The 23,441-nt window shown below is 44.1% G+C and carries 6 protein-coding genes; 5 read left to right on the top strand and 1 reads right to left on the bottom strand.

Annotated elements, in window-relative coordinates:
• Positions 1–30: 30 nt before the first annotated feature.
• Entirely contained in the window at positions 31–10,896 is a 10,866-nt protein-coding gene (locus tag PKO02S_RS26075) for a fibronectin type III domain-containing protein (RefSeq protein WP_307720041.1), read from the top strand.
• Positions 10,897–11,551: 655 nt separating this feature from the next.
• Here the strand turns inward: PKO02S_RS26075 and PKO02S_RS26070 are convergent.
• Positions 11,552–12,460 carry a DUF8370 family protein gene (locus PKO02S_RS26070; RefSeq protein WP_127587743.1) on the bottom strand — a complete coding sequence of 303 codons (909 nt, stop codon included), beginning with the start codon at positions 12,458–12,460 and terminating at the stop codon, positions 11,552–11,554.
• 257 nt (positions 12,461–12,717) lie between these two features.
• On the opposite strand from PKO02S_RS26070, the gene PKO02S_RS34010 reads away from it, so the two are divergent.
• The 4 genes from PKO02S_RS34010 to PKO02S_RS26050 form a co-directional block, all read left to right on the top strand.
• Positions 12,718–12,951, top strand: coding sequence for an RNA-binding domain-containing protein (locus tag PKO02S_RS34010; RefSeq protein WP_127587745.1), 234 nt, complete (start codon positions 12,718–12,720; stop codon positions 12,949–12,951).
• Between the two features lie 1,396 nt (positions 12,952–14,347).
• On the top strand, positions 14,348–18,304 hold the full coding sequence (locus PKO02S_RS26060) for an AAA domain-containing protein (protein ID WP_127587741.1): 3,957 nt from the start codon (positions 14,348–14,350) through the stop codon (positions 18,302–18,304).
• Positions 18,305–18,402: 98 nt separating this feature from the next.
• The gene (locus PKO02S_RS26055) at positions 18,403–21,456 is read left to right on the top strand and encodes a metallophosphoesterase (protein ID WP_127587739.1); all 3,054 of its coding nucleotides are present in this window, start codon (positions 18,403–18,405) and stop codon (positions 21,454–21,456) included.
• A gap of 266 nt (positions 21,457–21,722) precedes the next feature.
• The coding region (locus PKO02S_RS26050) for a DUF2075 domain-containing protein (protein ID WP_164821696.1) at positions 21,723–23,441 on the top strand (1,719 nt) is incomplete at its 3' end.

Below are 23,441 nucleotides of genomic sequence, written 5' to 3'. Positions count from 1 at the left end.
AATGGAGGCAGTGCAATAACGGTTTATACGGTGGTCTCCGCACCAGGCGGATTTACAGGGACTGGGTTAAGCAGCCCGATCACCGTCAGCGGCCTATCAAACGGAACCGCCTATACCTTTACGGTAACCGCGACGAATGTGGTAGGGACTTCAACGGCTTCTTCCGCATCCAACAGTGTGACGCCGAAGGCGGTGCCGGGAGCACCGACCGGAGTAAGCGCAGCTGCGGGCAACGGGCAGGCTGAAGTCAGCTTTACTGCGCCGTCCAACGATGGAGGCAGTGCCATTACCGGCTATACGGTGACCTCATCGCCGGGCGGATTTACGGGAACGGGATCCGTCAGCCCGATCACTGTCAGCGGCTTAACATACGGAACAACCTATACGTTTACGGTGACGGCGACGAATGCAGAGGGCACATCAATCGCTTCCTCCGCATCAAGCGGCGTGACGCCAATAACGTTGCCGGATGCGCCGACAGCAGTAATTGCAACAGCAGGTGACACGGAAGCTACCATCACCTTCACAGCACCGACGAGCAATGGCGGCAGTGCCATTACCGGCTATACGGTAACCTCGTCACCAGGCGGATTGACCGGAACAGGCTCCAGCAGCCCGATCACCGTCACCGGCCTGACCAACGGAACCGCCTACACGTTTACCGTAACGGCAACGAATACTGCAGGAGTTTCGGCAGCCTCCGAACCGTCGAACAGCGTTACGCCCAAAGTGCCGGACATTGCCGTCTCGGCGACCATAAGCGATGTAGCTACCTCCGGTTTCGCCATTAGCCTGGATCAGGATATAGCGGATATTAGCCCGCTGAGTTTTATTCTGAAAGACAACAATGAAGAGACCGTTCCGGTCGATATGGTCACATCGGATACAGTGGCCACTTACAACGTTTGGACACGGCTGGCCGAGGGGGCAACCTACAGCTTAAGCCTCGCTGAAGAAGGTTATGCTTTTAGCAACCATGTCGAGCTCACCGTGCCTGTAGTGGAAAAAACGGAAATTCCCGCTACAATCGACTGGGTCTCTCATACAGCCTTCCAACTGACCTTTGCAACGGATATCGGCCATCTCTATTCCAACGAGATTATTCTCAAAAACGAAGAGGGAGTACGGGTTGTCGTTTCAGGAGTGACAAAAAAGGTTGATGGCTTTACTTATATAGTCCAGGCAGCCCTGACAGGGGACCAGACGTATGCTTACCAGATTGTAACGGCGGACAATAAAGCAGCTTCTGGCAGCCTATACGCCGCCAACATCATGACGATCAGCACGCAGGCTACTTCCCTGACAACCAGCGGATTCACGGTGAGCTTAAGCGCTCCCTTGACCGGACTGACTAAAGCCAATTTTGCTCTGACCGATCTGTCGTCCAACACAAATATCGATATAAGCTCCGTCACTACCGGCAATCAAGGCGGCAGCTATCAGATCAGCACTTCCATTTCAAGCGGCAAAACGTATGCCTTAACCATAACCGCTGAAGGATATACCGTCGCAGACACTAACATTATGATTCCGACATTGGTGAATGTGGCCGCTTTTGCCATATGGGGCGCAGGTCAGGCATATGCCGGTCTGAGTCCTTCCGTGCCGGGTCTGGATATTAGCAATTTCAAGATAACGAATGAGAATGGGGATGATATCCCCCTAACGGACGCCTATTTTGATTCTACACCCGGACGCGGTTTCTACCTGCTTACGTTCCCGAGAACGAACGGCCTCATCTACACGCTTAAGATCACCAAGCCGGGTTATGATTTCGGGGCCGACAAGTCGATCAATAGCGGAAATTTCGAGATCAATAATATTTTCAACGCCTCCAAGACCGGATTCACGCTCAATTTAACTCCGGTCAGGACCATCAACACCGCTGATTTCGTGCTGAAGAACGCGGCAGGCACCGTGATTCCGATCACCTCAGTGACCATGCGGGACAGCGGAGCCAACTATGACTTTAGCGCTACTATGCCGTCCGGCAACTATACGATTGCTGTAACATCCTTGCCAGGGAAAACCTTCCCGCTCATTCGGGTTCCCATCGAGCTTGCGCTGACGGTGGATCAAGTGGAGAAATCCTCCTTTACGGTTCATTTGAGCTCTCCGTTCCCTGGGCTAAAGAATACGGATTTGTATATCCGAACGGGCGGCGGATACAGAAATCCTACCTCCATCAGCACAACGGACAACGGGCTCACCTATCAGGTTGCCATAGCAGGCGGCCTGCCTGCCGCAACGTACAGCGTGAAATTCGAAGGCCGAATAAGCAGTACAAGCGAAGATTTCAATTCCGGTGCAGGTGCGACTATTGTTATACCGGAGGATGTAGACGTCAAGAATGCGGTCCTGTCGAATGTGACGAAGAACGGATTTTCCATTCAATTCAGCCATGCCGTACCGGGATTGTTGCCGCAGCACCTGAAATTAACGGATTCCTCCAATGTCGAGCTAACGAATGTGACGCTTGCTACCTCGGATGGCGGATGGAACTATACCGTGTCGGCAGCTTTGGAGAACGGGAAGGATTATAGGGCTGTTTTCCAAAAGGACTACTTTGCCTTCGACGCTTCCAATGAGATCCATGTCAACTATTGGATTGAAGCAGCGGTAAAAGAAGTGACATCGAATGGCTTCAGACTCGCTTTGAACCCGGCCCTGCCTAATCTGGACGGTTCCAATATTATCATTAAGGATGCGGCCGGCAATGAAATCTATGAAGCGCTTGCTACAACGGATAACGGGGCCAGCTATACGGCTAATGTCGGGAATGTCGATTACCTGGGATGGGGCAAGAGCTACACCGTCTCACTCGATAAAGCAGGCTATTCGCTAACGCCGATCAACCTGACCACGCCTTTTGTAGTCACGGTAACGAGCTTTTCCGCCACCCAGGTTGCCGTTAGCTTCAATTCACCGAACCCGGGCCTGACCGCTTCCAAGTTCAAAATCATCAATGAAGCAGGCCAGTCAGTGCCGATCAGCGCAGTGAACTCGACAGACGGTGGTCTTACCTATGCCATAGAGGCGAGCATGCCGGCCGGGAAGGCCTACTGGATTACTTATACACCGGGTCTCGAATATGTGGTGTACGATCCGGTTCGTATCGCTGTCGCCAAGACGGTTACGGCCCTAGTAACCCATTCAACCTTAAAGGGCTTCATGATTCAATTCAGCGAAGAAATTGCCGGCTTGAGAGCCAAGGATTTGGCGATCCGGAACCAAAGCGGGGTCAAGCTGCCGTTTGATCAATATACCTTAACAAAAGTAGACGGTATGGCGACGTATGAAGTGGCTTACAATCTTGTTATTCCTGAGACGTATACCGTTGAACTAGCTGCGGACCCTTATGGAACGTATCAGGATAAATACGCGATGGCAGCCCTTAGCTACGTGATCCCGATACCCGTTAAAATTTCAGTACTATCCGCCACGAATAATAGAATGGTGCTGTCGATGAATCAGAGCCTTCATCTGGTCCAAAGCAACTTTGCGTTAACGGACAGCGAGGGGCAAGAGGTTGATTTCACGGTGAGCGAAACCGCGGATTCTGTCTATGAATTCACTACAACAGCAACCGAGCCGACCGTTTATTTATTGACGGTGAAGTATCCGGGTTATGACTTCGGATCAGCCTTAACCATAGCCACTCATATTCAAGCAAGCACGTTCATGTTCAATCAGACGCAGAAGGGCATGACGATTCGCTTTACACCGGCTATTCCGGACATGGAAATCAGTCACTTCACGATAACGGATGAGCTGGGCGATCCGGTCGACATCGATGCGGTTACTACAACGGATTTCGGCAAAAGCTACCGCGTTTCCGCAGCTTTAAGCAGCGGACATGAGTATACCGTCACAATGGCCAGACCTAATTACACCTTCGCGCCGATAGCCGCTTTCAGTCTGATTGCGAACGGGGCGTTTATCAATAACGTCGGCAAAAACGGCTTCAAGCTGAATCTATTCAAAACGCATACGTTCGGTTATGTCGATATTCGCGTGCTGAATGAGGACGGAGAGAAACAAGCCATCCAGGGGCTATCTTCGCCGGATTCGGGATTGACTTACGATGTGGAGCTTCCGCTTGCACCAGGAGTCGCATATACGGTGCAGGTTGAGAACCTGAACATCACTTCCGCTTCCCAAGGCAATGATTACGGGGAGGATATCCCTCTGCAAGTACTGGCTGTCACACCAAGCTTCGAAGGCATTGTGGATCATAAAATCATCATGAAGCTGGTTCCTGCCTTGCCTGACCTGCGAGCAAGCAATTTCAAGCTTTCTGCGCTGGCCGATGAAATCCCGATTGTGGATGCGGTCACCGAGGACGGCGGAGCAACGTATGCCCTAACCGCAACCTTCAGGGAAGGAAATGTATACCGTATTATTCCGAGCAAGGATGGCTATGATTTCGGAGATAAAATGGCCCTGCCTGTTCCGTATACCGTGCTGCAAACCGTGTTCGATATTGGGGCCAAAGAGGTGAAGCTGGCCTTAAATCCGCCGTTAGCGGGTCTGGATGCAAGCCACTTTATATTCAAGGATAGCTCGGGCAATCGTTTAACGTACCTGTCGGTATCTACAGATGATTTCGGTGCTACATATACGATCGCTGCCGATTTTATCGGAGGGGAAACGTACTCGATTGCTTTGCAGAAGTCGGGGTATAACTTCGGGCTGGATTCATCGGCGGCTATCCCGGCGACAATCGTGCCAACGATTCTTTCAATCGGCACAAGCGGCGTGGTTGTAGGGTTCAAGCCTGCAGTAACCGGGATGACGGCAGCGGAGTTCAGCTTGAGTAATGGAGTTGCCATTGATTCTGTTGCAACAACGGATGGAGGAGCCACCTATACCGTGTCGGCTAGCCTGTCCGAAGGAACCACATATAGCTTAAGTTTGGCCCGATCAGGCTATGTTTTTGATCCCGGCGCTCCCAGCTTCCATGTAGATGTTCCGACCGCGGCAACAGCTTCCGATTATATAAGCTCGGGCCTTAAGCTGAAGGTAAGCCCAGCCTTGCCCGGACTGGTTGAAGCGGATCTGACCCTGCTGGATGAACAAGGAAATTCCGTTGCGATCAGCTCGATCAGCTCATCGGACGGCGGCGCCAATTACACGGTGAATGCTGCTCTCACGCTCGGCCGGACGTATAGTTTGGCGATTGCGAAGGCCGGCTATCGGTTTGGGGTAAGCTCAGCTTTTCTAGTGCCTATTCCAGTGGCGAAGAGTGTGGAGTTTATTTCGGAGCATGGGTTAGTGCTTAAGCTCTCGCCGGCCGTTGCCCAATTGACTTTGAATGAGTTGAGCTTGCGAGACAGCAGCGGGGCTTATGTGGCCATCCATTCGTTCACAACGGCGGATAACGGCGCCAGCTACAAGCTTGAAGCCGCCCTGAACCCCGATGAAAGCTACGAGCTGGATGCTGGGAAAGCGGGTTACAGCTTCGGAGCCGCTACTTCCGTAACGGTGTCGGAAACGATCGAAATGAGCATCGGCAGTATTGAAGATACGTATTTTGTCGTCAAATTCAGCCGGCCTGTTCCCCGGTTCAACGGCAATTACCTTCAAGTTCACGACGATGCGGGGAATACCTACTCGTTCCCTAATCCTAATGACGTATTCGATCAGAGCGGAGCCAGCTTTACCGGATCGTCCTTTGAAGTGAAGCTTCACCTGAATGCAGGAACGTTCTACACGCTGGAAATCAACGATCCCGAGCATCCATTCGGCGCTCCGATCGAAGTGATCAAACCGATTGCGGTGGCTCCAACCGTAACCAAGCCGATGTGGAACAGCTTCCTGCTCACGCTTGGGATAAGCACGTTGGATCTGTCTCTTGCGGATATCAGCCTCTTCACCTCGGATGGCGAAGAAGTTACAGGACTGCTGCTTGATCCAGGTGACTCCGCAGGCACTTACACAATCCGGGGCAATATTGCGGAAGGCAACAGCTATACCTTGAAGCTGCATAGGAAAGGTTATGATTTCGGAGGCGATATATCGTTTCATGTACCAATTGCGGTTAAAGTGTTGATCTCGAATCAGGATACCAATGGGTTTACGATCACCCTTTCACCGAGCGTACTAGACCTTGCGGTCTCGCTCAAGCTTAACGGTCAATCGGTTAACGTAACCTCAGCTGTAACCTCGGATGAAGGCTACACCTATCAGGTGAGGACGGATCTTGGCGCGAACACCATCCATCAACTGGCATTAAGCAAGACGGGCTACGATTTCGGCGATCCGCAATCCGTTAGCAACGCAGCGACCTTGCCCGTGATCATAAGTGCGGTCACCAACGAGATCGGCAGCCTCATTTATCTGAATTTCGATAAAGCCTTCACTTCGCTTGCCAACACGGCAATCTTCTCGGTGAAGAGCAATAATTCGTGGCTCCATGGCATTTCCGCCAGGTTGAATGAGACGGATAAAACCCAAATCATCATTACGCTGGATCCTTATACCTTGCTCGGTCCTGCCGACACGGTATCCGTCGCCTATGCCGGGAAGAATACGGCGAAGGCCGTGAACGGCACTTATCTAGCGGCCTTCGCGGATGTTCCCGTACGGATCGGAGCGACTGCGCTGGGTTATGCGACGACACAAGCGAGATATGACGGCGTCAAGCCTGCCCGGAAGCTTAAAGACGAGTTCCATCTGAACGCATTGGATGCAGGAACTACGATGATGCTGGCAGGCTTCGCAGCCAACAATTACGGGCGCTCCATCGCCAATGTGTACGGGTTGGATTCGGCCGGCATGGCGCAGCTGCTGTTCGACATGGGGGCGGACGGATTAACGGCATTAAAGGCGCAGAATAGACAGATCGGACCTGAGAATCTGGCGAATTTGATTCATGCCGGTTATGATCCTGTGCAATTCATACCCGCGCTTAGAGCCCTTAATTATCAGAGCAACATGATTGCAGAGGCCTTACAGCAAGCCGATGTAAGTTATTACGACATTACAAGCATCCTGCGCAATAGCCTCTTGGACCCTGCCGGCAAGACAGTCGTTACGCTGCGCTCGATCCGTGTCGGGTTGTCCGAGATTGTCTCCTTGATCGGCAGTGTGTATGGAATGGAGCCAGGCGAGGTGTACCAGGCTTTGAAGACCGGCGGCATTTCGGTTTCGGACGCTATTGCAGCTCTTGCCCAAAACCAAGGCGGCAGCCCGAACGCGGTACTGGCGATCAAGCTTCTCTCTCAAGCGGGGTACTCGGCCAAAGAAATTGGAGCTGTTGTGAAAGGGAAGTACTTCTTCGAGACAACCGAAGCATTGATCCAAGCTTTGAAGGATGCAGATTTGAACGAGGATAACATCTATGCGGCGGCCAGCAGATCCGTTTCCCGCAAAGATGCGGCCATCGCCATGCTGAATAAAGGCATTCCGTTTGGCAGTATCCTGACTGCCGTCAAAGCAGCAGGCGATTCCGACGGCGCGCTCACGATCGCTCATGCCTTCAAGCTGACAGGCTTGGGAGCCCTTGAATTAGCAGCTGCCCTCCAATCCAATGGGTATTCCGTGCAAGAGGCGGTTGACGGGGTGCTAACGGCAGGCTTCGGCTTGACGGAATTGGCCCTTGTATTGAAGCGGTCTTACGCGCTCGATATGGGCACGGCTTACGGCATACTGGCAGGCAAATACCGCTACAGCTATGTGGGCTCTACCCCATCCACGATTTTCAAAGCAATGGTTGGAGCGGGTTATGAGTCGTCCCCATTGGCCAAGTATTATCTGGATCATGTGAGGAACCGAGACCTCTTATTCGTCCTCCAAGAGCTGAAGAATACAGGGCTAAGTACAAGCGAAGCTTTATTGATCGTTCATGATATCGCCCGGGCGGACGGATATCCTCTAACGATCGACAGAGCATTTGAGGTATTCGTGGATAACCGAACCTTTTTCTCCACGGATGAAGTGTTGGCTGCCGTACTGTATGCTTTTTCCAACGATGAGAGCGTCACTCTGGATGTGCAAACCGTAGGTCTCGGCTTCTACAAAATCTTTGTGCACGGCTGGCCGTCCGGGTTCTATGAAAGAGGGATGCAATTAAGAAATCGGATGGGCATGACGATGCAGCAGTGGATGGAGCTTGCAAAGTCGGATAGCCGGGTAATCGGCACCGTCCTTCCTTGGAAAATCCTGCGCGACACGATGATGCTGTTCGGCGACAGTACGGTCACGATTCAGGACGCCGTCAACGCGATGAGCTCCTCCGACAAATTCACGTTGGACGAAGTAGTCAGCGGGGTGGATGGCTATCTCGGCGATACCCGCAATGTACAAGGTATCATGGCCCTGCTCAAAAATACCGGCCTTCCTATGCAGAGCATTCTGGCGGCCATCGAATCGAAATCGGTTTACGGCAGCAACTGGATCAGCCAATTCAAGAGATACGGCTTAACGGCAAACGATGTAGCGGCCTACTACTCAGGCAAGGGAAAAACATTATCCGAAATTGTGGACTTATTGAGCCCTTACAGTGTGAATGAAATCGTGCTTGTGCTGCGGGCGGACTACGGCAAAACCTCGAGTGAAGTCATGCCATTGCTTGCCGGCAGAAACTTGAGGGAAGTAAGCGAAGCGGTCTCTTACATTTATCGTGAGGCGACCATGGATGTGGCGGTAAAGCTGCTGAAGGTTCAAGGGTACAACGCGGCGGAAGTCGGCACCTACCTGACCAATCATGGCGTCAGCAATCAGGGCGAGGCCAATCTCGGCGTGTATATCAACTATCTTGCTACGGCAGGCTTTACCCAGAGCGAAGTGACCAAAGTCGTATTGGCTAATAACGGAGGCGTACTTCAATTGCCTGCCGCTTTATCCGCTTTGAAGAGCAGGTATGGAGGAGATCAGACCGGGCTCGCTGTCATCCTTCAGGGCGCGTCGGTTACAACAGCCACAGAGGCTGTGGAATTCATGGCGACGCATGCGTACACCTTGCAGCAGATGGTGCTGGGCCTGAAGACGGTCTATAACCTCACAGCCGGAGAGACAACAGCCTTGTTAAACAAGCGCTTTGCCGGGGTCAGCAGCGCCTTTACTTTGAAGACCATTCTGAATCAAGTAGCGCTCGGCTATAGCTCCACAGAAGAGAGCACCATCCTCGAGGTACTGGCCGGCTTGCATATTTCATCGCCGAGAGCGGCGATCGTCAAGATGCGTGAGCTGGGCTATGACAAGATCGATCTCCAGCTCAATTTGACGACCGTCGTCAAGCTGCTTAAGAATGGTTACGGCCTGGAGGCTGCGGAGGCGACCCGCTTGTTATTCGAGGATGCCAAGTATAGCTCGATCTTAATCAGCGCCGCGGTTAATGCCGTCTATCGTTCAACGGATGAAGTGGGGATCGCATCAGCCTTGTTAATCAGTGCCGGTATAACGGATACGCGCGCCGCCGTGCTCTATCTGAATGGCCGGAATGTAGGCATTGATCTGATCGCCCGCGTGCTCCGTGAAGTTTATCAAGTCGACAGCACGACGGCCTATGAGCAATTAAACTATGGCCTCGGGTATACGCAAGAGCGCATTTTCCTTGCTTTGCAAGAAGCTTACGGCGTGGACCCGATGTTCGGCTATCTGAGCAGCTTGATGCGTAAGGGAGCTACCGCTTACGAGCTAGCGAATGTATTGGATAAGATGAACCGGACGCTGGGAGATGCGGGAAGAAACTTCCTGATCGATACCTTGAAGAGCCTCGGGTATACCAAAGAAAGCATCATGTATGAGATCCTTACACGGTATAAGAGCTATACGAGCAACGACGAAATGGCTCAATATTTTATCAGATCGGGCTATAAGGATGCCTTAAGCATTGCCGCTCAATTAGTAGGCCACTATAACCGCAATGAAGGCTTCAACCCTGTCGCGATTGAAATAGCGGCCTGGCCTAACGCTACATCGGGAAGCCTGGCGACTGCCTTGAGGATGGGTGGATTTACCGCTGAAGCGACTGTGGGCGGGTTGCTCGGCAATAACCGGTTTGACGACTCTGCGGCTGCTCTATTGAAGGAGTTTGGTTTCGGGGCGATTAGAAGCTCAGAGATCCTGCATAGCGCCGGATACTCCACAGCGAATAAAATCAGTTGGCTCAAGCAGTGGGGCTTCCCGCTGACCGATTATTTGAGAACCTTGGGCAATCTGGACGGAGCTACCGTTTCCCTGCTGAGGAGCAATGGCTATACGGCCGTTGAAATTGCCAAAGCGCTATACAAAGCCAATGTCAGTGATATCTCCATTATCCGAGCTCTGGATGAGGGCGGCTTCTCCGAGCTTGGCACACTGGTCGATGCCTATTACCAGTCCGGAGTCCAGCTGGATTGGGTCATTCGCAATATTTATGGGTATGGCTATAATGGCATCAATCCACGTTGGTCGATAGTCGCGATAGCCAAAGCCTTATACAGTGCCAACAATACCTTATCCGTGCTCCAATTAACGGGTCTGATCAATTTTGCGAATAACAATAATTACAATCAGACCTACCTGGCCTTGAATGAAATCGCCACAGCCGAGCAGGATCAATTCCGTTCGGAATCGAGCCCTGCGGAGCTGCTGATCTTGAAGGATTTCATCGAACCGATCGTTTCCCTATCCACGCTCCGTAGCGCAGGGCTAACCGCTCACCAAGCCGCCACCGTCTTGCGCGACGGCGCGGAGATGACGGACTGGATGAACGCCATGCTGATCATGCTCGTGGCCGGGTACGATGAAGACATGATTGCCGCCCTATTCGATGTGTACCGCGCCGCAATCGGCTTCGAGATCATTATGTCGATGGCCGGCACGCAGATTACGAAAGTGTTCGATAAATGGAAAATTGTTTATAAGTTCACGAAGAAAATTGCGGAAATGATTATTCAGGCGAATCGGTAGTGAATGGTTAGAAGGGGAGGAGGCCACTCGGTTGTTGGGTGGCCTCCTTCCGCTATAATTGGGAATGAAAACCATCCAATGGGCATGAAAATGAGGGGGATTAGCCAACTTTGGATAGTGTAAGGAATTGTGTTACTATTAAAAAATTGTTCTATGCATAATAAGCCATTTCAATTGTATTGTAAGAGAACCATCATGACAAGAAAGTGGTCGTTAATCCATTTTCACTGAGGTGTAGATTAAGCCGCCAAATACGATAACGGAGGTGGTAACTGACAATCATCTTTATCAAGCGGGAAGAAACGGGAAACGGAGACTTAGTAAAAGGAAAACTAGCGATTCAAAGAAACCTCTAGGAGGTAGTCCATGCATTCATTCAGGTAAGCCTTACATGGTTTATTTGTGCTTGGAAAGGCAATCGACACATATAACCATGCGGTCACCCTGTAATAAAAAAAATGCTCAAGGCTGACGGATTTCATTCCGTTTTGTGCCTTGAGCGAAGCGAAAGGAATGGAAATAACCATGAAAGAGCCGGATGCGTTGACCCGCACGTCCAGATCTGAGAGAGGCCCATGCACCCAGCATGGGCCTACTCGATTTACTGTTATGTCAGGTTCCTTTATACATTATTGGATACGAGATGTATTGGGAATTAAGCTGAGTAAATAAATTTGTCTAATTCAGCATCAGTCATCCCTTTGTTATCGTATAAGTAAGGAATGGCGTCATGATAGTCTTTTAAGAATGACTGATCATTTTCTGTTTGCTCATTAGTATATTTATATCTCCAATTACGATCTTCTTTTGGTATTGCTCTATTGAGCTCTTTCTTGGTGGTCTGATAGCGAGTTTTCCCTTTGGTGTCAGTATATGCTGTTTCTTTTTTAGCTCTTTCCAGAATTATGCGCTTTAAGAACTGCTCTGCACCAAATAGATACTTTTTTCTAACGATAGATTTGGGAGTTAGAAGAATTTTATTATTTTCATAACGATAGCAGGGTGAGGTTACTTCCTTCCAAGTTGAAGAGGTGATATCCCAAGTAATAAAAGTGTCTTCAGAATTGGGCTTAATATTATTAATGGCTAACTGTTCTAATGTAAACTCATTCAATTGGAAATGCAAAATATTAGTTATCATATCTGAAAGTCCATCTTCATTGAAGCCCGATATTGTAACCGTTAAGTCCATCGCCTTTGTAACAGATGGAATATTCAGTGTTAGCCTCTCGAGATTTTTAAAGGTAACTAACAGACCTTCTGCTGTATTCCCGTGTCCATTATCTCCATTTCCATAACCTAATTTTGTATAATTGATTTCCCTTGCAAAGGATAACAACTCTAATTTTGTTTGTTTATCGTTGTTACGGTATGCCTCATAAAATTTATTGAAGAAATTATCCAACAAAATGGTTGCATTATCGTACCAAGCCCCACGTTGAATCTCTATTAAACAAGGGTCAATAAATAATGCTTGGTCATTTAAGACATTAATATCCACGAATTCAAAGTGTGCATGTCCATTTACAGAATGGTTAAGAAGTTCGGATATATGCTTTTTCATATAAATCCCCCCGTTCTAGTGATCATGCCTCTTAAAATAATTACTGATTCATTCTAAGGATAAAATTTACAACAATCCATTTTAATTTTACAGCATTATACATGATTTCACAATAAATCTTATTAGATATGGTGGTTGATGCAGACATAATAAAATAGAGGCGATGAACCCCTCTATACTTTGAAAAGTGTCAAGTTTAACAATTTCGAATTAAGGATGAGGATTATCCTTGCAGGGTATCGACTTAGCAAACCGAAATAAAGGAATTAATCCTGTCACAACGTGAAGATGACTACTGGTTTTTCAAGCAGCAGTACCATACCAATAAAGCTGACCTATTAAACGACATCATCTGTATGGAAAATAACCGAGTTGATCGGGATGCTTACATCATTTTCGGTATCGCAGACGAGACCTTCGAGTTAGTTGGGGTTGAGAGTGACGAGAATCGAAAAAATCAGCAAATGATTATCGACTTCTGGAACCCTTAAAATTTTGTTTCCGGCATCCGACCACGGGTTGATATGCGGACATTAATGCTGGCTGGACACGAAATTGATGTCCTGATCATTAAGAATAGCACCGACACTCTTTATTTCCTAACTGACCGATACTTTGATGGAAGTAGAACAGTTCGTGCCAACCATATCTACACCCCAGTTGGTGATACCAATACCGACATAGATAAGAGCGCGGACATCAGCAACATCGAGCATCTCTGGAAGAAACGCTTTTTTACTGACCCAGTCCCCTTTCGAGCAGATAATGAAGCGGCTTGAAAACAAGGATGAATGGAAAGATGGGGACACCTACTATAACATTTACAATCCTGAGTTTACAATTACACTTGAGTTTGAAGAGGACAAGAGAGAAGCGCACTCGGAGTTTTATGCTTACGCAATGACCAACTCGTCAACCATGTATCAAATGTAAAGTATTAAATATTTTGGTGCTCAACTATATGGTGGACAGGCTGGGAGATCGGATATCTCGCAAGCGTAATCTTCGACTTATGGTATCATGCCGCCGATCAGTGCTTTTTCGTCAAAAAGAATGAACTAATTTATCAAAGCTTTGCTCAAGCTGTCGTAACCAACCAAAAGTTTCGGGAAGGGTTTGTAAGCCATGAACGATTTTCAAAATGGCGACCAATCGAATAAGTCGCTTAATGAATTTGAGAAACTTATCATTGATCTGTACGATCTGTAGTAATTAGAATTTTGGAAAGGGAGGGAGCAATGACAGTAGTCGAATATTTGAGATGGGTTAAAGTCCCCCTATTTTTTGAACATATACGGTACTGCTAGTATAAAAGTCTTCAAGAAATTAACTCCGAATAAAACTATGACAGCGATCCACAATCCTAACATAATAAAAGTCGCAGATTTGGAATCTTGTTGTCCGGAATGATGAATGAAGTAGACAATTGTTTGAGTTACCAAAATTTTATGAAGCTACATTGTTTGATTAGGGTTACAAACCGTTATCTTACATCCTTTAAAACCAACAATAAAAGATTATTTAGAAAGGACGCCATCTTTATGGCGTTCTTTCTAAATATCTTTCAAACTAAGTTCGTACTCTTCATGCTTTTACAACTAATTACAAACTTCTACCAAATGTGTTACGATGAACAAAGAAAGTCCTGGGACAAAGGTACTACTCACTCTAGGGATCAACGAATGAAATGTTAACGATGCATTAGCTAACTGAGATTTAAACTTAACTCACAAAATACGAAAAGTCTACAATCGATAAGGAGTGTCGGATCGATTGAAACTGATTGTAGAGCAATAAGGGATACAACAATCGGGGAAATATTACCCATACGAACACTACTCGAACCGCTGAAAAGGTTTAGAACACTAGGAGGAATGGGTTTTATCTATGTATGCGGAATTGAAAGATGTTTTACAATATTTTATTCGCTATGAAGATTACTCGAGGTTTATGAATTCCTCTCTTAACTCGCTTGATGGAGACCATCTTCCTGAAGAGTCTTTGGCAAGCTTATTTGGAATTCAAGAGACTCTAAATAGGAAACAAAGAGACGCGATATTGCGTAAACTGGAAGGCTATCCTGATATAAAAAAGTTTGTAACTAAACGAATACGGACTCAGTTGACTGAAAAGATTTTAAGGGTTTTCGCTAAGGAAGTTGGCATTGAAGAATTTATTGCTGATCTTCCTTTTCAGTATTCGGATAATCGCGACAATTTCAATGCGTATGTTAATCAGCTATTAGGACAGGAAGAGTTTTCGATCTGCTATCCGCTATTGATAAAAGATATGCCGTCAGCGAAGAAAAATAGGATTGTTCGGCCAATTATTACGTTCACTTGCAAATTGACAGAGGATGGCCTGCAAACAAAATCATTTTTAATAAACAGAGCCAGTTTGGAAATAATTTTGGCAATGGCTGCAGGATGCCCGGTTGAAGACATTCGTATTCTAGAAGCTCATGCTTACAAGGATCTTTGTACAAAAATAGACAGCATCGAATCATCGCAGGTTTCGCACATCATTTCTTTAGTCGATCAATGCTTCAAAGAAACAATATCTAGTTGGACTTACGGAAGCATCCTGGATTTTAAGGGCTATAGCGGCTGGGTGATGTCCAGACGATTATTTGTTACCAAAGAAAATCTTAATGAACTTAAGGAGACTATCTTTAGAAACGAGCTAGAGCGGCTTTTAGAGAGACAAGCGACTTTTACTTCCCCCCTTTTGTATAAATACGTATTTGGCAACATGGAATCGGCTCCTTATGCTGAAGTAGCGAGCGGACCGGGCTTTCATCAGGGAAGTTATACCACTGAGTATCCAGTAAATGAAAAACAGTGGAGAATCGTCCAGACCCTGCAAAATGCAGAGTTGCTTGCTGTCAATGGGCCGCCCGGTACAGGTAAAACAACTTTAATTAAGGAAATGATTGCAGATACAATGGTAAGAAAAGCTTCTTTATTAATTGAAATTTGGGACCAGCCATGGAAACTTACTGATGAGGGGCAAATAAGATCCTATTATCAGTCTCCATTGGCTGGAAGAAATTCGTTTTCAATGGTGCTTACGAGTACAAATAATAAAGCAGTAGATAATATTGGCATCGAATTGACGAATGAGGTGCAATTCTTAAATAGCCTGTTTGCTCTCTTTGAGAAAGATTATGACCCCTTGTCCGATGAGAGTGATAAGGAGATTCTTGATGAAGAAGAAAGGGAAGGAGGAGAGGATGAGGAAATAAACCCTAATGGATTCATTAGTTCAACTCAGGCACTTTCTGAATCTAACAAACAAGGATTCTTCTGCGCTCGTTTAGGAAATCGGGATAATATGGATGCGTTTAGAAGGGGAAAATATGAGGTCTTAGTGAAGGGGCTCAGGCATCCGGACATCCTTTCTTTGCAAGACTCAGATGTTGCAGTTCGATTCGAGTCGTTATTGAGGATTCTCCAAGAAGTTTACCAGGAAATCGATGAATTCTGGAAGTTGCTGCAACTTTGTCAGGAGACTAAGGTAATTGATGACAACAAAGATATCCTTGCCTGTGTAGAAAACAGGAAAAAGGAAATCGAGAGTATGGGTGAGAAGCTTACGACCGGGACTAATAGGCAAGAGGAGCTCAATCGGAGTAAACTTCAAAATGAAGTAGAAATTAACAGTTTGGAAAATCAAGTTTTACGATTGGTAGCCGAGCTGAGGACTCTTGAGGAAACCCAACGCCAAGCGTATTTAGATAAGGAGACTGTAGCAAAATGGAAGAGGGGTCCTCAAAAGCTGTTAAACTTTTTACCCAAGCGCAAATCCTTTTTGAGAGCAAATCCGACTGAAGCTTTCATACAAGAGACTCGAATAGAACCTACTAATCAGGCCACGAAGGATAACATAGAACGGTTGAATGCTTCGAAATTGCAGATCTCTTGTCATAGATCTGAGTTAACCTCTCTTGTTGATAGGATAGATAGCTTAGCTCGCGAACTAAAAGAGATTGAAGATAGTAAAGCTGTTCTTCATAAAGGTTTAAGTGATTTGGAAAATTTGTTAAACCAAGAGTCGGAATTAAAAGAGAAGTTACAGAGTAAGAAGGGATTGACTACCCTCTCCTACTATCAAATAGTAAATACACCTTTAGTTCTGCAGATGCGGAATCAATTGTTTAAAGAGGCACTAGCTGTTAACGAACAGTATGTTATCAAGCATCATCTTGAGATTGCGCATAATCTGGAGAAGATGGGTGAGGAACAGAGGTGGTTTAAAGCTTTCTATAGTGAGAACGGAAAAAGATTGGATCAATACCAGAAAGGGATTCGGGCGATATGGGAATCCTTCTTTCTGTGTTTTCCTATTTCTACAACGACCTTGCATTCCTTTTCCGTTCAGCTGTTCCAGCCTCTTCTTGGTCTGATTGATACCTTATTCGTTGATGAGGCTGGACAAATTATGCCCCATTATTTATGCGCACCGTTGTTTCGTTCTCGAAGGGCGGTTATTGTAGGGGATCCGGAGCAGCTCGAACCCGTGCGTCCATTCACACTGAACCTCATTGAGGAAAGCGATGTGAGGAAAGAGATTCATGATCATATATGTTTGTTGCAAAATAGCGCACAGGATTATGCGGATCGCGGTAGCGAGTTTTTTGAGTTCATGGGTAAAAAGAGAAAAGGAATCATTTTGAACGAACATAGGCGTTGTGAGACAAATATTATGCGTTTTTCAAATTCCTACGTTTACGAAGATATGCTTACTTTGACTAAGCAAGATAATGCCGATAAGCTCTTTGGAGCAAACTTGGTGGCCTTCGATATTCGGGGGCTGAAAGAAACCTACTCACATCATAATTTTTCGGAAGTATCCGCTTGTCAAAAAATTGTTCATCTACTTGTCGAAAAATATGGAATAGGGATTCAGAATGATATTGGAATCATCACCCCCTTCTCCTCCCAGGCAAGACATCTTGCCTCAGTTATTTCTGGTATAGAGATAGGCACTGTGCACACCTTTCAGGGGAAAGAAAAGAGGTTTATTCTTTTCAGCTCTGTTATTGATGGGATTCATCCTAAGAATTCGGGGCTTACATATGTGTTAGGTGGTAAGCCAAATTTGCTAAATGTTGCTTTCTCTAGAGCAAAGGAGCAGTTTATCTTCATTGGGAATCTAGAGACTGGGTTGGCCAGTGGGAATTATCTTGCTAAAGCGATTCAAATCATTCAAAAATATGGAGCCGTCTATAGCTTATACAATGAAGAATTTGAAAACAAAAAATATTTCGATCAGAAAAACGTAGCTCATACGGTCTACCAAGATGCCCAAGAACTGGAGGAGGTTGATTCAAGGCTTATTGATTCTTTGAATCGTCTCCTTCAAATAAACATATTGCTGAGTCCTAAACGGCACTTTGAACTTATGATTAGAGCTTTCGAATTTTGCAGAAGCTCGCTTGGTATAGTATCGCCTTGGATGAGCAGCAATGTAATGAACGATGCTCTCTTTTCATTGTTAAACGCAGCGTTGAAACGACAAGTTGATGTTCGTGTGAGGTTTGGTTACTCCAGTTCCAAACTAACACTTGATGATATCGATAAAATAGTTGAGCGAGATAATTTCCATTATGGAAACAAGGAGGAAATAAAAGTAGCATTAAAAGAACTATATGCTCGATTGGGAAAAAATCTTGTTTACAAGCCACCTCTTCATGCTAAAGTGCTGCTAATTGACAATAAACTTCTTTTGATCGGCTCCCACAATTGGTTATCTAATCATGGTAGGCATGCTCGGGAGGAAATAAGTTATCTCATTACGAACAAACAAACCATTGCCTATGTGAAGAAGAGATTTGATTTGTAGAAGGTAGCAGTCAATTCGAGCTTAAGTACTAAGTACTAAGTACTAAGTACTAAGTAATAGCAATATCTTATTGTAATTGCCCTACAGGAGGTAGTAAAATGAATATTTTATTTTTGCATTTAAGCGATATTCATATTGAAGATAGACGGAGCATTAACAGATTCTTTTTATCAAAAATCGTACATGCTGTACGGGCACATAAACCGTTTGAACACATGATCTTGATATTATCTGGTGATATTGCTAATTCCGGACAATCGCATCAATATGAGATCGCATATTATTTGGTCGGGAGTATAATTAAGTTAGTGAAAGAAGAGTGTGAGTTTTATTCGAAAATTCAAGTTCTGGTTGTTCCTGGAAATCATGATGTCGACTTGTCTATTGATCCGTTGAGAATGTCAGATCTTTCAAAAATGAGAGTTGAGAATAGTTTTGGTCGTAATGCTAATAAAGAATTGGAGCGTCAAACAAGTTTTTTCAATTTTGCTAATAGAAATAATTTGTTTAATAAAGATAAATTATTACATCAATCCGTTTATAAATTGACGAATGACTTTTCCATTGAAGTGAATCTAATTAATAGTGCACTATTTTCTACTTTGGAAGACGACAAAGGATTTCATTTTCTCCCGCAAGATGTAATACAAAATTTAAATAATCCGACTGATGCTGATTTTGTAATTTCAGTTATGCATCATCCAACTGATTGGTTTGTTGATCAAACTATGCAAGGTTTGGAAAATGTAATTTATTCAAAAAGTAGTTTGGTTTTCTATGGACACAAGCATTATCAGGACGCTTCAATTATTATTAATAAAAAGGAAAAGGGAGCATTAATACAAGCTGGGGGATGCCTTAGTGAAAAAAATGATTGGAGTACGAGTCAATTTCTTATTGGAAGATTAAGTTTTTCAAATAAGAATAGTGTAAAGTACATCTACAACTTGAATGATTACAAGTGGAATCCACAACAAAAGCAATATGAAAAAATAACTGAAAACGATTATGAATTACCCAACAAACCATCTAAAGAAAGAAGACTAACGCTTTGCGCAGAATACGAAGAAAAGATTCTTAATGATTTGAAACAAGAAACTTTTAACGATTTCACACAATATTTTGTTTTTCCTCGAATAGAAGCGGATGGATTGCCTCCGAATCAGACCAAAGAGTTTGTGACTGATGAATCTTTTATTAATGAAATAATTGAAAAAAAACAAGTTATGATTTATGGACAGTACAATACAGGAAAAACTACTGTATTGAAATGGCTTTTCTTGAAGTTGAATGAAAGAGGATACTCCCCAATTTTTTGTGACTTAGATAATATTCAAGGAAATCCTAAGCGTATTATTAAGAACTGTTTTGAAGATATTTATGGTGAAGATGTCTCTGATTTTCAAAGATTCCAACAGATGTCGAAAGATAAAAAGATTTTTATTATTGATGACGTTGACCTAATAAAGCCCGACCATTTTGAAAGACTAGTTGAAGGCGTGCGAGATGAGTTTGCTTGCTTTGTTTTTGCTTCCAAAGAAAATCACGGACTTGATATGATAGAAAGAATGAAATCCTACTTAAAAACAACGGATTCAATCTATAAATATAAACTTACAATGTTTTACTCAGACAAGAGAAGTGAGCTAATTCAGAAAGCCGTAGGGTGCCATTTGCATGACCAGAGATTAGCAGAAAAAGTAATTGATACTATATCTGAGGCTATTAAGGCACAGAAAAGACTCATTCGGTTCGATCCAGATTTTATTTTAAAATACGTTGCTTACTACTGCAGGAATGTAGGTGACTCAACATTTCGTACAACAAATATTTTCAGTAAGGTTTTTGAGGCTAATCTGATTAATTCACTTAATAAATATAGTGCAAAGATCTCTGTAGAGAAAGCTTTTATGTTGCTTTCAGCAATAGCGTATAACATTCATTTCAAGAAAAAATATCCAATTGATTCTAAGGGGATTTATGAAAGTATTGAGAATTATAATTTAGAGTATGGTTCAACTGTATCTCCAGTTGAAGCTCTTGATTTATTTATAAAATCAAAAATATTGGTACTTGTAGAAGAAGAAATAGATGAACAACGTTCTTATAGGTTCGCAAATAAGAGTTATCTTGCGTTCTTTGTAGCTCGGCGATTAAACGTGCAATATCATGAAACAGGAGATGAAGAGGAGCTTCAATATATTATAAAAAATATATGTTTTGGGATTAACTCAGACATCCTTCTTTTTATAACATATATAACTGACAATGTGCGCGTACTGAGATTCATTTTAGATATGGTTGGTAGTTATACGAAGAATTGGACAGAGTTTACATTAAATAATATTCCGCAATTCTTGAGATGGAGTAGGAATCATCAAGTAGAATCACCTGCTGACGATGCCTATGAACAGCATCAGAAGTCTGAAATAATCGAAGAAAAACAAGTTCAAAATGGAATTGAGACTCTGGATATTTATCACTACACCGATGACGAGGCTGAAGAGGAGTTTAATAAGATTCTTAGAGCAATTCAACTGCTTTCTATTGTAGCAAGATGTCTACCAATCTTTGAACATATTATGAGAAAACCAGAGAAAGATCGTTTTGTTGAACAAATTTATGAACTACCAAACAAGATTTTTAATGTCTGGGCTTCTCGAGTAGATGAAGATGCTGAAGAGGTTGTAAAGTACTTTGAAGATCAACCAGACCAATACTATGTAAAACAAAAGTCAGTTTCAAAGCAAGATATAGTTCAAGCACTTCAATGGGCAGCAATGTCATTTTTATTAGATCTATATAAAATGTCAATGAGCCAAGCAGTAAAGGAGCATACTCTGAATTATATTGAAAGTTTCCCAAAGGAAAAAACTGAAAATTCATTGTATGAACTTCAACGTATTATTGCATTGGAAATCCAGGGAACTGGAAATCTATTTGTCAATTCTGCTATTGACTTGAAAGAACGAGCTAAAGAGCCACTATTGCAAACAATGATAGCACGTGTAGCATCCAATGCCAGCGTATTCAAAAAAATGGATTATAAAGAGAATCAAAAATTGCAAGAAGCCTTTTTTAAAAATAATCAAAAACAACGTCAAATGCTAACTGCAAATCGTCAACGAAATCGGAAATACCAGGACGAATAGCATGTCGGTCCTACCCCGACTGGTCGTTCCCTGTTGTAAAAACGACCTATTTACAACAAGCTGAATGCATGTCATCTCGCCACGCTGATGCTATTCGTCATTATTAAAGTATGTCCTTAAGATTGTCCGATATTCTTCCTGTTAATTAACTTACCGCAGAGTATAGCCCTATTTTGTCTCATTGCTAAGAGTGCTCTGCTCAATTAATGAGTAAATAATAGAATTATGTCAATTTCTAAATTGTAATAGAAAAAGGGCGGCAATCAATGATAGTCTACGAAGCAACAAAATCAGAGTTCCTAGCCGATGTTTTCAACGACAATCTAGTCAATAACATCGTGACCAATTATAACTCTAAGATTGGTCGGATCAATGAACGTGAAGTTCGGTCTTGGGATAACTCCATGCAGTATATGTACCGAGTACTGATGGATCAAGAAATACCTGTTAATGCTGGGATCGCTATTGAATTCAAAATCCCGTACACTTCCAAGCGGGTGGATTTCATTATTTCTGGAAAAGATGTAGATAATAATTCAATAGTTATTGTAGAGTTGAAGCAATGGGCAGCAATTGAAGCTGTTCATGGAAAAGAAGCTATTATCAAAACAGCCATGAATCAAGGTATTGTGGAAACCACCCATCCGTCATATCAAGCTTGGACATATGCCTCGCTCATTAAAGACTATAACGAAAATGCTCAGGAAGAGAATTTGCAGCTCTACCCTTGTGCTTATCTTCATAATTATCTTAATCAAGGCGAGTCCGATCCCCTTTTAGATCCAATATATAAATATTACCTCGATCAAGCACCTGTATTCATAAAAGGGCAATCCGCCAACCTGAGAGACTTTATTAAACGGTACATAAGATATGGAGACAACAAAGAAAATTTGTATAAGATAGAGAACGGCAGAATTCGTCCTTCTAAATCTTTGCAGGATTGTTTGAATCGGATGTTACAGGGTAATGAGGAATTTAAGATGATTGATGACCAGAAAGTCGTATACGAAGAAGCTTTAGCTATGGCACATAATGCTCTTCGCACAAATACCAAGCAAGTTCTCATTGTAAAAGGTGGACCTGGTACAGGTAAATCAGTTTTAGCTATCAACTTGCTTGTACATCTTACGAAAAATAGCATGGTTTGTCAGTATGTTACTAAGAATGCGGCCCCACGGAATATTTACGCTACTAAACTAAAACAAGATTTCCGGAAAAGTAATATCGACAACTTGTTTAAGGGATCAGGAAGCTATGTGGATGCGCCGAGGGATGAATTTGATGTTCTTATTGTAGATGAGGCACATCGTCTAACTGAGAAATCTGGCATGTTTCAGAACTTGGGTGAAAATCAGGTGAAGGAGATTATACAGGCTTCAAAAACCTCCATTTTCTTCATCGATGAAAGACAACAAGTCACTCTGAAGGATGCTGGGAGCGTTGCAGAAATAGAGAAATATGCATTAGCTGAAAATGCACTAGTTAACAAGATGTTTTTAGAATCTCAGTTTCGTTGTAATGGATCTGACGGTTACTTAGCTTGGATTGATGACGTTCTGCAGATAAGAGAAACGGCTAATCAAGACCTTGGTATGCAATATGATTTTAGAGTGTTTGATGATCCGAATCTCATGAGAGAGGAAATCATCAAGCTGAACCAACAAAACAACAAATCAAGAATTGTAGCAGGGTACTGTTGGGACTGGTTAAATGATAGTAAAAACAATCCGAACCAACATGACATTCATATTCCTAACTATGATTTTAAAATGAGTTGGAACCTAGGAAGCACAGAAACGTGGGCAATAGATGAGGATTCTGTTCATCAAGCTGGTTGTATACATACTTGCCAAGGGCTTGAGTTCGATTATGTTGGAGTCATCATTGGGGATGATTTAATATATCGAAACTTTATGATTCAAACTGATCATAAAAAGCGTGCCAAAACGGATACTTCTCTTAAGGGTATAAATAAGTTAATG

The organism is Paenibacillus koleovorans NBRC 103111 (assembly GCF_004000845.1).
In the GTDB taxonomy this organism is placed as follows: Bacteria; Bacillota; Bacilli; order Paenibacillales; family NBRC-103111; genus Paenibacillus_AA; species Paenibacillus_AA koleovorans.
Note: the sequence above shows the minus strand (reverse complement) of the source record. Positions and strands in the feature narration are given on the sequence as shown.

Excerpts from the sequence above, each read along its gene's own strand:
- PKO02S_RS26070 (WP_127587743.1), bottom strand. The coding sequence starts at position 12,460 with ATGAAAAAGCATATATCCGAACTTCTTAACCATTCTGTAAATGGACAT.
- PKO02S_RS26060 (WP_127587741.1), top strand. The coding sequence starts at position 14,348 with ATGTATGCGGAATTGAAAGATGTTTTACAATATTTTATTCGCTATGAA.
- PKO02S_RS26055 (WP_127587739.1), top strand. The coding sequence starts at position 18,403 with ATGAATATTTTATTTTTGCATTTAAGCGATATTCATATTGAAGATAGA.